The sequence below is a fragment of the Paraburkholderia steynii genome (genome assembly GCF_900100565.1).
GTDB lineage: Bacteria > Pseudomonadota > Gammaproteobacteria > Burkholderiales > Burkholderiaceae > Paraburkholderia > Paraburkholderia terrae.
In genome coordinates this window covers 369,562-384,647 of sequence record NZ_FNDI01000002.1, presented here as the reverse complement: position 1 = coordinate 384,647, position 15,086 = coordinate 369,562, and the positions used below count along the sequence as shown (strand labels likewise).

The window sequence follows — 15,086 nt, the reverse complement described above, 5'->3', positions numbered from 1 at the left end:
CGCTCAAGCGTGTTCCGCCGCGTGCGCCGCGTCGCGGTCCTGGGCGGCAGAGGTGGCGTCGCTGGTTCCCGGCGCGACATCTTCGAGCGCATGCCGGCTCGTCTCGACGCGAAGAATGCAGATCGCGACGCACAGCACGGCAAAGATCACGCTCACCATCGCAATGACACCGGACACGCCGACACGCTGATACAGCAGCAGCGCCAGATACGGCGTCGCGATCGACGCGGCGCGTCCGCATGTTCCCGCGACGCCCGTGCCGCGCAGGCGCACTTCCGTCGGGAACAGTTCGGGAATGTAGCCGAACAGCCCAAGCGTGGTGATCGTATAGATCGTCGTGACGAGACAGAAGCCGACGATGATGATGTGCGCAGGCTCGCGCAACGTCACGTAGATCCACCCCAACACGATGCTGACCAGCGCGGCGAGCACGATGCCTTTCGCGCGGCCGATCCGGTCCGCGATCAGATAACCGACCAGGCCGCCGACGGGCGAGCCGATCGACATCAGCATCACGAAGCCGAGCGACTTGACGATCGACAGGCCTTCGCTGACGAAGAAGGTCGGCAGCCACGCGATGAAACCGTATAGCCCGATGTTGACGGCAATCGCGGTGAGCGCCGCGACGCAGGTGCGCCCGCGCATGCCCGGCGCGAACAGCGCGCTCAGCGGCACCGCGCCGACGTTCAGGTTGATTACGCGTTGCACGGGCGGCAACGTACCCACGCGCGCTTCGACTTCACGCTCAATTGCGGCGAGCGTCGCTTCCGCTTCGTCGAGCTGGCCCGTCGATTCGAGCCAGCGCGGCGATTCGGGCATCCGGTGACGCAGGAACCAGACGATCAGCGCGCCGACGCCCGCGATCGCGAACATATAGCGCCAGCCGAGGTTCGGGATGATCCAGTAGCCCGCCGCGAGTGCCGCGAACAGCCCGCTGTTGATGATGATCGCGAGCAGGGATACCCACTTGCCGCGCGTCGCAGGCGGCACGAACTCGGCGAGCGTGCCCGCCGCGACCACCAGTTCGGCGCCGAGCCCCACGCCCATGATGAAGCGCAGCACGATCAGCCATTCGATGTTCGGCGCGAAGCACGCGGCAATCGAGGCCACCCCGAAGATGCCGAGATTCAATTGATACGAGTAACGTCGTCCGAGCCGGTCACCGATGTGGCCCGCCGCATACGCGCCGATCATCATGCCGACGAAGGTCGCCGAGACGAACATCGCGCCATGCTGGAGATCGGTGAAACCTTCCTTCACCATGGCTGCGACCGAGCCGTTGGCGAGATAGATATCGAACGCGTCGAGAAACGCGCCACCGGCGATCAGGCCGAGTATCTTCCAGTGGAAACTGCAAATGGGCAGACGGTCGAGCCGACCGGCGGCGTTGACGGACATGGTTGTGTCTCCTGGTTGGGTTGCCTCGCCACATGCAGGGAGAGGGCAAGGCGGGGCGCGATTGTTTTGAAGTGATTGCCCGATTCGTAAAACAGCTAGACGGCATGGGATGCGCGCAGCGCGTCCACCTCCGCTGCACTGAAACCCAGTTCACGCAAGATCGCGTCCGTATGCGCGCTGAGCGCGGGAACGGCGTCCATGCGAGGCTCGTCTTCGGCGGTCATGCCGGGCGGATAGAGCGCGGGGATCGCGCCCGCAGCCGTCTGCACATGCGTCCAGCGTTGCCGGGCCTGCAACTGTTCATGGTTCCAGACATCGTGCATGTCGTTCATCCGCGCGTTCGCGATGCTGGCCTTCTCCAGACGCTCGATCACCTGCGCCGCCGTCCACGCCGAAAACGCGTCGACGATGACGCGCGTAAGTTCCTCGCGATGCTTCGCGCGGCCGCTGTTCGACGAGAATCGCTCGTCCGTGAGCAGCTCGGGACGCTCGATCACCGACTCGCAAAAGTTCTTCCATTCGCGCTCGTTTTGCAGGCCGAGCATCACCGTCTTGCCGTCGCCGGCGACGAACGGACCATACGGAAAGATCGTTGCGTGAGACGCGCCCGCCTGGCGCGGCGGCGTCTGTCCATCGATCGAGTAGTAGAGCGGGTAGCTCATCCACTCAACCATGCTTTCGAGCATCGACACGTCGATATGCTTGCCGCGCCCCGTCTGCGCGCGCTCCAGCAGCGCGGCGAGGATGTTGGTGTAGCCGTACATGCCCGCCGCGATATCCGCGATCGAGCAGCCTGCTTTCGCGGGCTCGCCTTCTGAACCCGTGATGCTCAGAAATCCCGATTCGCTCTGGATCAGCAGGTCATAGGCTTTCTTGTCGCGAAAGGGACCATCCAGTCCATAACCCGAGATATCGCAGACAATCAGCTTCGGATACGTCACGCTCAGCGTCGCGTAGTCGAAGCCGAGGCGCTGCGTCGCGCCGGGCGCAAGGTTCTGCACGAACACGTCGGCATCGGCGAGCAGCTTGTGTACGATGTCGAGCGCTTGCGGTTGTTTGACATCGAGCGTGATGCTTTCTTTCGAGCGGTTGGTCCACACGAAATGCGACGCGAGGCCCGACACGCGCTCGTCGTAGCCGCGCGCGAAGTCGCCCGCGCCGGGGCGCTCGATCTTGATGACACGCGCGCCGAGATCGGCGAGCTGACGGGTGCAGAAGGGCGCGGCGATCGCGTGTTCGAACGTGACGACCTTGATGCCTTGGAGCGGACGCATGATCGGACTCGCTCTCAGAAGGAACGCGGCAGACCGAGGATGTGCTCGGCGACGTACGACAGGATCAGGTTCGTCGAGATGGGCGCGACCTGATAGAGACGCGTCTCGCGGAACTTGCGCTCGATGTCGTATTCAGCGGCGAAGCCGAAGCCGCCATGAAACTGCAGGCAGGCGTTGGCCGCTTCCCAGGAAGCATCGGCGGCGAGCAGCTTTGCCATGTTGGCCTGCGCGCCGCACGGCTCGTGTGCGTCGAAGCGGCGCGCGGCCTCAAAGCGCATCAGGTTCGCCGCTTCGATGTTGATGTACGAGCGCGCAATCGGAAACTGCACACCCTGGTTCTGGCCAATCGGACGGCCGAACACGACGCGGTCTTTCACGTACTGCGAGACCTTGTCGATGAACCAATAGCCATCGCCGATGCATTCGGCCGCGATCAGCGTGCGCTCGGCGTTCAGTCCATCGAGGATGTACTTGAAGCCCATGCCTTCTTCGCCGATCAGGTTTTCAGCGGGGATTTCAAGGTTGTCGAAGAACAGTTCATTGGTCTCGTGATTGACCATGTTCGGAATCGGACGAACCGTCATGCCGTGGCCAATCGCATCGCGCAGATCGACGAGGAAAATCGACATGCCTTCGCTTTTCTTCGTCACGTCGGCAAGCGGCGTGGTGCGGGCGAGCAGGATCATCAGGTCGGAATGCTGGACGCGCGAGATCCACACCTTCTGCCCGTTGACGACGTAGCGGTCGCCCTTGCGCACGGCCGTCGTCTTGATCTTCGTCGTGTCGGTGCCCGTGGTCGGCTCGGTGACGCCCATCGATTGCAGGCGCAGTTCGCCGCTCGCGATCTTCGGCAAATACAGCCGTTTCTGTTCCGCCGAGCCGTGGCGCAGCAGCGTGCCCATGTTGTACATCTGCCCGTGGCACGCGCCCGAGTTGCCGCCCGAGCGGTTGATCTCTTCCATGATGACGGACGCTTCCGTCAGCCCCAGGCCCGAGCCGCCATATTCTTGCGGGATCAGCGCGGCGAGCCAGCCTGCTTTGGTGAGCGCGTCGACGAAGGCTTCGGGATAGCCGCGCTCTTCATCGACCTTGCGAAAGTACTCGGCCGGGAATTGCTGGCAGAGGTCGCGAACGGCTTCGCGGATGTCCTGAAACGGATCGGTGACGGTATGGATCATGGTCAATTCTTATGCAGTTGCGGATTGCGGGATCAGGCGAGCGTCGCGCGCGCCGTCATGGTCAGCCAGCCTTCGTGGTCCTTCGACCACAGTTCGACCGTTTTGCCGTCTGCCGACGGCTGGCCGCACAGATGAAGGACGTTGCCCATGAAGCTCGGACGCATCGCCTTGTAAGAGAATTCGAGCACCTTCGCGTCGGGGCTCTGCCTGCGCAGCAGATCCATCAGCAGCGTGGCGATCAACGGTCCATGCACGACGAGATTCGGATAGCCTTCCACCTGCGTCGCGTAAGGCTTGTCGTAGTGGATACGGTGCCCGTTGAAGGTCAGCGCCGAGTAGCGGAACATCAGCACTTCATCGGGGACGATCTGCCGGTGCCATTGCGCGGCATCGGGCGCGGCGGTCGGTGCGGGAGCGGGCGCGCCAGGCGCGGCCGGTTCGCGGTAGACGATGTCCTGTTCTTCGTCGATGGCGAACGTGCCTTCGCAATAGATGCGGTGGTGTACGGTGACGAAGCCGAGCTTGCCGGTGCGGCCTTGCTTCTCGCTGACGTTCAGGATCGACGATTCGCGCGTGATCGCGCTGCCGACCGTCACGGGCGCATGAAAGCGCAGGCGGCCGCCTGCCCACATGCGGCGCGGCAAGCCGAGGTCGGGAAGAAAGCCGCCTTTACGCGGATGGCCGTCTTCGCCGATCTGCGCCTGCGCGATGGTCGGGCGGAAGAAGATCCAGTGCCAGAGAAGCGGAAGGGCGTCGCCGGGAAGCGGCGGCGCGTCGTAGTCGAGCGTGGCGCCCAGCGCGACAGCCGAGGTGGGCACGACGATATCGGCGGCGATTACGGTTTGCGCATCGGATGCGGCGGACTGCTCGGTCATGCCTGTCTCCGTCGCCGGCAGTTGCCAGCGCGTTTGTTCTCGGGTTTGTTCCCGATACGCAGAGATTAGGCGAAGCCCGAATACGGCGGAAATACCAGTTTCATGTGCCAGTCATAGGGCGATCCTATTGCGGCCAGGGCAGGGCGGCACGTTGCAGCACCGTCATCGGGCCGAGCCGCTCGATCAGCGCCAGGTGTGCCGCGTCGCGCACGAAGAGTGATCCGGCGAATCCCAGCGCGTTCACCGACACGCCCTCCACGTGTTCCGCCGATCTGGGAACGAGCAGCATCCATTGGCGCGTGACGAGCAGGTTGTAGGGCGACGATTGGCATGGAACGCCGTCGGTCTCCGTGGCGCCGACGCCGGCCGCGTCGAGCAACGCGCGGTAACAGAAGAGTGCTGTCTTCGCGGCATCGGCGGGCGTCGCATGATCCAGCGCGATACGCGCGAATGCGTGACGAAACGGCAGGCCCGGCACGCGCATCGCTGGCCCATTGGCGACGGCTTCCGCTAGCAGCGGCTCGACAGGCACTGCAGGCCCCGAATCGCCGAGCGGCAGCGGCACGATCTGCAGATGCTTGTGCGGCTGACTGGCACCCGCCTCGGGGCCGCCATTGTAAAAGCCGATGCCATCGAATTCCGCCATGCAGGCCATCAGCGCTTCGAAGTCCGCGAGATCGAGCAGCGCTTCCTGCCGCTGAAAATCGCGTGTAACGATCAGCAGATGATGGTCGATGACGTTGAACTTGTTGAGCAAGGCCAGATGCGTGTCGGAGATATCGGCGACGAACAGGTCCGGCTCGTAAGGAAGAAACGGATTCGCGACAGGACCTTTCTCCGTCTGCAGCTTGCGCGCTTGCCGGCGCTGCTGCTCCTTGCGCGTGAGGCTCGACACCTGCCGCACGACGAAGCGGACAACGCCGCTTTCGATGACGGCCTGAACGGTATCGATAGGTTGCAGCGCGCCGCAGCGCAGCGCGTGTTCGGTCTGCCGCTCGATGGCGGCCCACAGCGTACCGGGCGCAAGGCGTCGATGGTCCATTCGGGTCAAAGTTTATAGCCGATCGTGCGCAGCAGGTCCTTGCGCCATTGCACGTCCTCCGCGCCTTCGACGCCGAGCGGCGAGAACCCGTCGATCACGCCGACGATGCCCCGTCCCTGATCCGTTTCCGCCACCAGTACCTCGACGGGGTTGGCCGTTGCGCAGAAGATGCGGCACACCTCGGGCACGCCCTTCAACGCATTCAGCACGTTGACGGGGAAAAAGCCGTCGCCGAGGAACACGAAGAAGCTGTGGCCCGCCGCGACGTTCAGCGCGTTCTGGCTGGCCATCTCGACGAGCGCATCGTCGGTGCCGGAGCGCCGCACGAGCCGCTTGCCGGACGCTTCGCAGAACGCGAGGCCGAACTTGATGCCGGGCACCGCGCCGACGAGCGTTTCGTGGATGTCCTCGACGGTCTTGATGAAGTGGGATTGCCCGAGAATGAAGTTGGTCGTTTCGGGCTTGACGACGGTGACGGCGGACAATTGCATGGCGGGCCTCGCTCCGTTGCGGCAGAACGTTGGTGAGAGATGCGTGTCGAGCTTGTTCTAGCCTAGACGTAAGCGCGCGCGAGTGAAAGCGGGGGCGATGTAAGGCGATTGTTTGATTGATCGAAAACGGACGAGGAAACATCGCGATACAAATTCCATACGATGCTTACCGGGCGGGCTCAGGTACGCGCCAGCCGATGTGGGAAAATCAGGGACATGAAAACGCCCAGAATTGCAATTATCGTGGCCATGCTTGCCGTGGTCAGCCCGCTGGCGCATGCGAGCCTCGCAAGCGGCGCTCACCAGTTCAAGACCGACGCGAAGACGGCAGGCCGGGAGACCGGGCACGCCGTTCGCGACGGAGTGCATGCGGTCGGACACGGCGCGAAAGCGGCAGGCCATGCCGTTGCCGACGCGACAAAGCACGGTTATCACGCAACGAAGAAGTTCGTGACGGGACATGGCTAGATGCCGCATTGCAGCATGCTTGAATAGCGTGTTTGCGGCCCGCTGAACGGCCCATTCAGGCGTACGATTAGAGGCATCGCCCCGTTGCATCCCGTTGTGGATGCCGCCAATTGACGGAGAGCCGATATGAGACGCCTTTATTTCATTGCCCCCGACACGTTGACCGCGAAAGCGATCGTTGACGACCTGCTGCGCGCGCGAATCACCTGGCGGCACATCCACGTGCTCGCGAATCACAGCGTCACCCTCGAAGAATTGCCACAAGCCTCTTTGCTGCAAAGCAGCGACGTCGTGCATTCGCTGGAACGCGGCGTGGCGCTCGGCGGCGTGACGGGCGCGCTGCTTGGCCTCGTGGCGCTTGTTTATCCGCCCGCCGAACTGGCCATCGCGGGCGGTGCGGTCGTCATGCTGACAGTGGCGGGCGCCGGTTTCGGCGCGTGGACGGCCACGATGATCGGCGTCAACGAGCCGAATACGCAGCTCGAACGTTTTCGCGATGCGATACGCGACGGCCAGTTGCTGATCATGGCCGACGTGCCCGCATCGCGTGAACATGAGATCGAGCAATTGATCGCGCAGCATGTGCCACGAGCCGATCTAGAAGGCGCGGAGCCCGCTTCGCCGATCTTTCCGTAGCACCTGGCAGGTCTTTCGCGCGCCGGCAGCGATTCGACAACACACTGCAAATGGTTGACAATCGAATGCCTTGCGCGCGGGGAATGATCAGATAACTGGCTCCACAAGATTCGTCGTGACGGCATCCAGCCGCCTTACACGCGACATCATCGAGCCGGACCCGTCGCGCTGTCCCGATTCACGCGAACCACGCCCAAGGCGCTTTCGCGCAAGACCTGCTGACAAATATCAATGAGAAAGACTCTGGACGGCCTCGCCGTTTCAAGCATGGTGATGCTGTGCCTGATATGGGGACTCCAACAGGCGGCAATGAAAGCGATCGCTGCCGACGTCGCGCCACTGCTTCAGGTATCGCTGCGCTCCGGGGTTGCCGCCGTGCTGGTCTGGGTGTTCGGCCGGTTGATCGTGCGCGACACATGGCTCAAGGGTGTTGCGCTCGGGCCGGGCTCGCTGGTAGGCGTGCTGTTTGCCGCCGAGTTTCTGTTCGTTGCCGAAGGCCTGCGCCTGACCACGGCGTCTCACATGGCCGTGTTCCTCTACACCGCGCCGATGTTCGCGGCAGTCGGTCTGCAGATCGTGCTGCCCTCCGAACGCTTGACGCGCATGCAGTGGACGGGCATTGCGATCGCCTTCGTCGGGATCGTGATTACGTTTGTCGGGCCGGGCGCGGGAGGCGGAGCAGGGCCGTCGGCGCCGAACTGGATGCTGGGCGACCTGCTGGGCATTTGCGCGGGCGCAGTGTGGGGCCTGACTACCGTCGCCGTGCGCGCGTCGCGTCTGAGCGAAGCGCCCGCCACGCAGACGTTGTTCTATCAACTGGTGTGGGCCTTTGTCGTGTTGCTGCCGTTTGCCCTTCTGTCCGGCCAGTCCACGTTTCATGGCAACACGCTGGTGTGGGCGAGCCTCGGGTTTCAGGCCTTCGTCGTCTGTTTCTTTAGCTACGTTGCGTGGTTCTATCTGCTGAGAATCTATCTTGCGTCGCGGCTCGGCGTGCTGTCGTTCATGGCGCCGATGTTCGGCGTTGCGCTCGGCGCGCTGCTGCTGCATGAACGGCTCGATCCGACCTTTCTCGCGGGCTCGGCGCTCGTGCTCGTGGGCATGCTGGTCGTCAACGGGCGCGAGTGGCTGAAGTTCCTCTTCGCACGGCAAAGTCGCGATGGTGTGAACGCGAAGCCCGCCGTTGACAGACGTCTCAACCGATAACGCGTCGCCGCAGCCACTCCGCCACCAGCACGCAGGCCGTGAGCCATGCTGTTGACGTCATCGCGCCCGCAAGCACATCGCTGGCGAAATGCACGCCAATGATCAGCCGGCTCCACGCAATCATCCCGACGACAGCCACCGCGCCGAGGACCACGGGCAGATGCCAGCGCGCGGGCAGCGTGCGTATGAGCACATACGCGATCGCGCCATAAGTCGCGAGCGAGCCGGATGTGTGGCCGCTCGGGAAACTCCAGCTATGCACGGACGCGAACGCGGTGTCGTAGTCAGGCCGCGCGCGGCGGATCAACTGCTTGAGCGTCATGTTCAACAGGCCGTTGCCGCCCGAAGCCGCGGCGAGCGTGCAGGCGAGCAGAAGGTGCCGCGTCGACAGCAGCGCAATGGTGCCCGCTGTGCAGCAGACCGCCAGCACCTTGGGATCGCCGAGATGCGTCGCAATAGCGAAGGCGTGTTTGACTTCGCGCGGCACGGTAACGCCGAGATCTAGCGCGAACGCGAGGTCGAAGCGGGTCAACGCGGGATCGGTCAACAGCGCATGCGTGAGCGCCGCGAAGCACGCGGCCGCAGTGACGATGACAACCACGCCAACGCGTATCCCCACATTAAATGTCAGCATGCGGGCGCGGCCCACACGAAACGCGCCATACGCGATGCACTCCGCGACCAGCAGCGTCGCCGCCATCAGTTCGAGCGCATGCCGGCCCGCGACGCTCGCAAGCTCCATCATGACGAGCCGGCCGCGCGCGCCGAAACGGGCGAACGCGCTGCATCCGTGCTGGCGAGATCGAGTGCATGTTCCAGCACAGGCACGAATGCGTGGTCGTTTTCGTCGTAATCATAGCGGGCGACGACGGCCTTGCGCCCATTCGGATCGTCCGCGTCGTAGCGAATCAGATTGACCGAATTCGACATCTGCGCGCGAATGCGTGTCGATACCGCCGTGCCCGCCTGCACGGCCCACACGGGACGCGCGATGTCCATGCGGCTCGCGAGCGGCAGCACATACGGCAAATGGATATGTCCGCCGACGATCAGATCGGCACCCGCTTGCGCCCATCGTCGGATCGCGGCTTCGCGGCCGTGCAGCAGATCGCGCGCGTCTTCTGCCGCGACGGATGCCACGGGATGATGCGTGACCACTACGCGCAGTTGCAGCGGTGTCGCGCGTTCGAGTCGCCGTGCGGCACGCTCGATCTGTTCCGTGGAGACTTCGCCATTCGTATGCCGCGCGCGGCGAGTCGTGTTCAGCCCGATCACCAGCAGTTCGCGCGACTCGAACACCGGTTCGAGATCGGCGCCGAACACGCGCCGGTGATTCGCATACGGATGCAGCACGCGCGTAAACAGGTTGAGGAGGGGAATGTCGTGATTGCCGGGAATGACGAGCGTCGGTGTTGCGCCCAGCCGGTCGAGGAACGCCCGCGCCGCCGCGAACTGGCTGCGCCGCGCGCGCTGCGTGATATCGCCGGACAGCACGGCGAGATCCGGCTGCTCGCGAGCGGCGAGTTGCAGCAAGGCCTCGACGACGTCGGGCCGTTCGGTGCCGAAATGCGGATCGGAGATCTGGAGCAACAGCGTCATGAGCGGTTCAGGGCGGCGACATCGGCCTCGGGTTTCAGCAGATAAAGGGGCGTGTCGCCGACACGGAATTCGAGCGGCATCTGCATGCGCGTGACTTCGCCATCCATTGCGATTTTGACACGCCTGCGCCGCTTCGACGGATGCGTGACCGTGAAGCGGCGAAACGCGAAGCCGATCACGTTGTCCGCGTCGCTCATCCGGCTCAGCGCGCCGTGCAGCGACAGCACGATCTGCGCAACGCGGCCGATCGCGCGCGGCGCCAATGCAACCAGCAAGCCTTGCGCCAGCAACGGCGCTTCCGCCGCGCCGACCTGTTCGAGTTGCAGCCGGTTGTTGGCGACGAACAGCGTCGACGTGCGGATCTCCTGCATCGTGCCTTCGTGATCGACATGCAGACGCAGATGCCGATGCCGCCGCAACAGCATCGCAATCGCCGACCACAGCGCGACCAGCCGGCTGCGCCCGAATTGCCGCTTGTAGATTTCGCGATGCTCGAGCATCTTCGGATACAGCCCGAGGCTCGCGTTGACGAGGAACATACGGTCGTTGACGAAGCCGACCTGCACGGGATGCGCGCGCGCCGTCAGCAGCAGATCGACGGCTTGCGCGGGATCGGCGGGAATGCCGTGGTCGCGGCTGAAATAGTTGAACGTTCCGCACGGCAGCACGCCGAATGCGCAGCCGCTGCCGATCACCGCCTGCGCGACCGCGCACAGCGTGCCGTCGCCGCCCGCGCCGACCACCGCGCCGCCGCGCGCCTGCGCGAGTTCGACCGCGCGTTGCGCCGTCGCGCCGAGTTGCGACGGATCGTCGACGAGCATCAGTTCGTATTCGCGGTTCGCTTTGCCGAACGCGTTCGCGATCAACGCAGCCGTGGTCTCGCCCTGCTTGCGCCCGGAGCCGGCATTCATCACGATCACGAACGGCGCGCGCGCGTCCATCTGCCGGGCTTCGCCGTGCGCAGGGATGGCGTATGGACGGGCGTCGGAGGTCATCGCGTCGATGTGCCGGGCACGAGATGAATGCGCTTTTCGGTCGCCTGCTCCACGGCGGTGCGCGTGTAGAGCAGCGGGAAATACTCGCCGTCCAGCCACATCTGCGCGAGGTCGCGATAGTGCGGATTGTCGGGATCGCCCGATTCGCCGGGCAGATTCACGGCACGGGAGTTGTCCCAGTTGCCGACATCGACGATCACGCGAAACGACGGGCCGTTGGTCTCGCGGAAGTCGCTCGCGCGATACGTCGACTGGTTGGGCGTGTAGGCGCTGCCGCCTTTGCCCGTCGGTCCGACGTTCAGCTTCGCGCGCATGTCGGCGTCGACGAGATCGGCGAAGGGATGCGCGTTGAGGTTGGTCTGCAGCTTGCCCCATTGCCATGCGCTCGCGTCGGCGCCTTGAAGGCGGACCATCTCGCGATACGCGTCGCTCAGGCTCGTCAGCAGCACAGTGTCGCGCTTGCCTTGCGCGTTGTCGCCGAAGCGCGCGTCGGGATGTTCGAGCGTATCGAGCATCACGGCTGTGTCGGGTGCGCCGAACGCATCGGCGGCGGCCTTGGGCAACACCGCTTCCTTGAACGCGCGGCCGAGATGGCGCGACAGCCACACTTCTTCCAGCGCGGCTTGCGCCGAATTCGCGCCCATCTGCGCGTCCCAGCCCTTGAGCAGCGCGAGCGCGGCGCGCGTGTCGGCATCGTCGGATGACAGCGGGGCGAGCAATGCGACGAGCCGCCGCGCGGGAATCGACACGTTGTCGTTCTGCAGACGCTCGCTATCTTCGATCGACACTTTCGGCGACGCCTTCAGCACTTCGTCGATGCGTTGATGGCGCGAGCCGTTGGTCCATTCGAAGCCGAGCTTGCGCTGCGCAGCGGGGTAGTCGTCGGGCAAATTCATTTCGTTGGACGTGGTGAAGTAGCCTTGCTTCGGATTGAACGCGGAAGGCATGTCGTCGCGCGGCCAGAAGCCGGCCCATTCATAGCGTCCGTCGCCGGGCACGGGCAGCAGGCCGTCCCAGTTCGGACGCTTGGGCGCGAGACCACTCGGCACCCAGCCGATGTCGCCATGCGTGTCCGCATAGACCTGGTTGACGGTTGGCGCGCCCCATGTCGACAGATCGTTTTTGAACTGCGCGTAGTTCTTCGCACGCATGTAGCGCACGGAATCGAAGTATGGCGACATGCCCGGCGCGAGCCATGCGGTGCGTACGGCAAACGCGCGATGCTTCGCTTCTTCCGTGTAGATCACGGGACCATGACGCGTGAACGCGAGGTCCGCGGTAACGGGCTGGCCGCCGCGCACGGCGATCTGTTCGCGCACGATGCGCATCGGCTCCCAGCGCCCCTTGTATCGGTATTCGTGAGGGTTCGCGGGATTCAGTTCATAGACGTACAGGTCTTCCTGATCGATGTTGAAGATCGTGAGACCGAACGCGATCGCACCGTTGTGTCCAATCGATACACCCGGAGCCGACGGCTCGCCGCCGCCGATCAGGTCGAGCGTCGGCGCGCTGATCTGCTGGATGTAGCGCAGGCTCGGCGCGGCATAGGCGCGGTGCGGATCGTTCGCCATGATCGCGCGGCCCGTCGCCGATTTGTCCGGCGCGATCACCCAGTTGTTGCTGCCTTCTGTGACTTCCTCGGGATTGTCGGCGGCGGCGATGACGGTTGTCGATGCGTCGGCGCTCTTCAACGAGTCACGCGTCACGCGTACGTTTTGCGTGGCGAGGTTGAAGACCTTGAGGACGTCGTCGGGCAGGCAGGGATCGAGTCCTTCGGGCATGTGCGGCTGCCACTGCGGTTGCAATCCGAAGCGGATCGAATCCGCATCGAGTGTGCTTTTGCACGTGACCTTCGCGCGCGCCACTTCGCTCTCCAGATTGCGCGTGAGGCCGTGACTGCGGATGCGTACCACGTCGTCGGCGGACCACTTCGCGGGCCAGTAGCCGACTTTGCGAAACTCGTACGGCAAGCGGTCCGGATGCGCGGCGAGCCAGTCGATATACGCATTCACGCCCGCCGCGAAACGTGTCGCGACGGGCTTCGCGTCGGGACCGTAGCGTTGCCACTCCACCGCCATGTCGCCGCGATACAGAAAGAGCCGCGTCGCCTTGTCCTGTTCCACGTAGGCAGGGCCGAACACTTCGGCGAGTTCGCCGAGACCGCGTCGCCGCCACAAGTCGATCTGGAACATCCGGTCGCGCGCGGCGTTGAAGCCCTGCACGAAAAACGCGTCGTGTTCGTTCTGCGCAAAGATATGAGGCACGCCCCATTTGTCGATGAGGATGTCGGTGGGGCGTGACAGGCCTTCCACTGTGATCGTTTCGTCGGGCGCGCTGTCCGCGCGCGCCGGTTGAACGGACAGCGCGCCGAGCGCCGCGCATGCAAATATGACCGCGAGAGTGTGTCTTGCCTGCACTTGTTTCCTCCTTATGGTTGCAACGCAATGTCTCCGTGAAGATGTTGACTGTACCCGACGATCTGGCGTTCGTTGAGCAGAACGTGACGCCTCCCATGTTGCTTGCGGGTACAACGTTCAGTGCGTGCATGCAACACGCATGAGCTTCGGCGTGAAACGCACGGCCCAAGCGGTTTTTGGCGTGCTCGCGGTTTTGCTCGCGTCGGCTTTGCCACTATGATGAGCCTGCTGCCGACGCGGCCTCGATCGCGCAGCACGAACACAAACGAGAACAAGGAGACGCCATTGAAGCGACTTTTCGTCACGATGTCATGCGCGGTCATGCTGTCGGGCTGCGGCGGAAATGGCGTTGCGCGTGCCGCGCCGAAGGTGATCGTCGATAGCGACTACAACACGCTGAGCGACGACGGCCAGCTTGGCGTGATGGCCGCGCAATTGCAGGCGCAAGGCAAGATCGAGGTGCTTGGCATCACGGTGGTGTCGGGCAACCAGTGGCTGAGGCAAGGCGTCGCCGACGCGTTGAAGTCGATGGAACGGCTCGGCGTTGGAGACCGCATCGGCGTGTATGCGGGCGCGAATTACGCGCTGGCGCATCCCAATTCGGAAATCCGGCAGGAACTCGCGCGGTTCCCCAGCGGCGACGGCTATCTGGGCGCATGGAGTACACCGGAGCCGACTTCCGATGCTCAACTCGTCGCACCGCCTGACGGCTTCGCAACGCATACGAAAGTGCAGAGCAAAAGCGCGGTGGACTTCATCGTCGATAGCGTGAAGGCAAACCCGAACCAGGTGACGATACTCGCGATTGGTCCGCTGACGAACATCGCGCTCGCGGCAAGACAGCATCCCGAAATCGTGCCGATGATCAAGCAGATCATCTACATGGGCGGCGCGATCGACGTGCCGGGCAACACCACGGCGACGGCCGAATTCAACTGGTGGTTCGATCCCGAAGCGGCGCGCGAAGTGCTGCGTCTGCCCATCAAGCAGACCGTGTTTCCCCTCGACGTGACCGACACCGTGAAGATGGATAAAACCGTCTATGACCGCATCGCGCACGATCCGAACAGGCAGACCATCATCACGCAACTGTTCAAGCAATTGAACGGCTATGGTTTCGACGGCAAGAACGGCTTCGAAACCAACCCGAACTACACGACCGACGTTTGGGACACGCTCACGATTGCGTGGCTGATGGACCCGAGCTTCGCGACGCAGACGGAAGAACGCTGGGTCGACGTCGATACGAGCTTCGGCGCGAACGACGGCAAGGCGACGGGGTACGCAAGCTCGCCGCCGGCAGGGCTGCAGAAGATGACGATCGTCAAGCGTTTCGATAACGCACGCTTTTTCGATTTCTATGTCGATCTGCTGACGCGGCCAGTGCCCGTGAAATTGCCGTGACAGATATGTGGTATCACGTGTCCGTACCCGCGTGTGTCCGTTCAATTGCGCACGCATCATTGAGCACCTAGTATCCATTTCGGACCAGCCGGCTGCGTCGCGATGC

The 15,086-nt window shown here is 63.8% G+C and carries 14 protein-coding genes; 4 read left to right on the top strand and 10 right to left on the bottom strand.

From position 1 onward, the window contains the following. Positions 1-3: 3 nt before the first annotated feature. The 6 genes from BLT65_RS05630 to BLT65_RS05605 all read right to left on the bottom strand — a co-directional run bounded on the left by BLT65_RS05630 (position 4) and on the right by BLT65_RS05605 (position 6,258). On the bottom strand, positions 4-1,398 hold the full coding sequence (locus tag BLT65_RS05630; protein WP_091775760.1) for an MFS transporter: 1,395 nt from the start codon (positions 1,396-1,398) through the stop codon (positions 4-6). A gap of 95 nt (positions 1,399-1,493) precedes the next feature. Further along, on the bottom strand, positions 1,494-2,672 hold the full coding sequence (locus tag BLT65_RS05625; protein WP_091775757.1) for a CaiB/BaiF CoA transferase family protein: 1,179 nt from the start codon (positions 2,670-2,672) through the stop codon (positions 1,494-1,496). A 14-nt stretch (positions 2,673-2,686) separates the two neighbouring features. After that, entirely contained in the window at positions 2,687-3,850 is a 1,164-nt protein-coding gene (locus tag BLT65_RS05620) for an acyl-CoA dehydrogenase family protein (RefSeq protein WP_091775754.1), read from the bottom strand. Between the two features lie 32 nt (positions 3,851-3,882). Continuing rightward, positions 3,883-4,725, bottom strand: coding sequence for an HTD2 family dehydratase (locus BLT65_RS05615; RefSeq protein ID WP_091775751.1), 843 nt, complete (start codon positions 4,723-4,725; stop codon positions 3,883-3,885). Positions 4,726-4,849: 124 nt separating this feature from the next. Beyond that, a complete protein-coding gene (locus BLT65_RS05610; RefSeq protein WP_091775748.1) occupies positions 4,850-5,767 on the bottom strand; it encodes an ATP adenylyltransferase family protein in 918 nt (305 codons plus the stop codon). Positions 5,768-5,772: 5 nt separating this feature from the next. Further along, a complete protein-coding gene (locus BLT65_RS05605) occupies positions 5,773-6,258 on the bottom strand; it encodes an adenosine-specific kinase (protein ID WP_091775745.1) in 486 nt (161 codons plus the stop codon). 216 nt (positions 6,259-6,474) lie between these two features. Between BLT65_RS05605 and BLT65_RS05600 the strand changes: the two genes are divergently transcribed. From BLT65_RS05600 to BLT65_RS05590, 3 genes are all read left to right on the top strand, one after another. Then, positions 6,475-6,726 (top strand): hypothetical protein, encoded by a 252-nt coding sequence (locus tag BLT65_RS05600; protein ID WP_091775741.1) that lies wholly within the window; start codon positions 6,475-6,477, stop codon positions 6,724-6,726. Between the two features lie 126 nt (positions 6,727-6,852). Further along, positions 6,853-7,362, top strand: coding sequence for a DUF1269 domain-containing protein (locus BLT65_RS05595; protein ID WP_091775738.1), 510 nt, complete (start codon positions 6,853-6,855; stop codon positions 7,360-7,362). A 231-nt stretch (positions 7,363-7,593) separates the two neighbouring features. Continuing rightward, the gene (locus BLT65_RS05590) at positions 7,594-8,565 is read left to right on the top strand and encodes a DMT family transporter (protein WP_091775735.1); all 972 of its coding nucleotides are present in this window, start codon (positions 7,594-7,596) and stop codon (positions 8,563-8,565) included. On the opposite strand, the gene BLT65_RS05585 is transcribed toward BLT65_RS05590, so the two are convergent. The 4 genes from BLT65_RS05585 to BLT65_RS05570 are packed head-to-tail and all read right to left on the bottom strand — an operon-like array spanning position 8,555 to position 13,576. Next, positions 8,555-9,310, bottom strand: coding sequence for a phosphatase PAP2 family protein (locus BLT65_RS05585; protein ID WP_091775732.1), 756 nt, complete (start codon positions 9,308-9,310; stop codon positions 8,555-8,557). The two genes, BLT65_RS05590 and BLT65_RS05585, sit on opposite strands and share 11 nt — an antisense overlap. Then, positions 9,307-10,164: a metallophosphoesterase family protein gene (locus tag BLT65_RS05580; protein WP_091775728.1), complete on the bottom strand. Its 858-nt coding sequence runs from the start codon at positions 10,162-10,164 to the stop codon at positions 9,307-9,309. The genes BLT65_RS05585 and BLT65_RS05580 overlap by 4 nt, the downstream gene beginning before the upstream one ends. Continuing rightward, positions 10,161-11,159, bottom strand: coding sequence for a diacylglycerol/lipid kinase family protein (locus BLT65_RS05575; protein WP_091775724.1), 999 nt, complete (start codon positions 11,157-11,159; stop codon positions 10,161-10,163). Before BLT65_RS05575 ends, BLT65_RS05580 begins: the two co-directional genes overlap by 4 nt. Then, positions 11,156-13,576, bottom strand: a complete 2,421-nt coding sequence (locus BLT65_RS05570) for a penicillin acylase family protein (RefSeq protein WP_091775720.1) — start codon at positions 13,574-13,576, stop codon at positions 11,156-11,158. Before BLT65_RS05570 ends, BLT65_RS05575 begins: the two co-directional genes overlap by 4 nt. Before the next feature lie 285 nt (positions 13,577-13,861). Here BLT65_RS05570 and BLT65_RS05565 point away from each other — a divergent pair, with 285 nt between their 5' ends. Continuing rightward, entirely contained in the window at positions 13,862-14,980 is a 1,119-nt protein-coding gene (locus tag BLT65_RS05565; protein WP_425273102.1) for a nucleoside hydrolase, read from the top strand. Positions 14,981-15,086 lie beyond the last annotated feature (106 nt).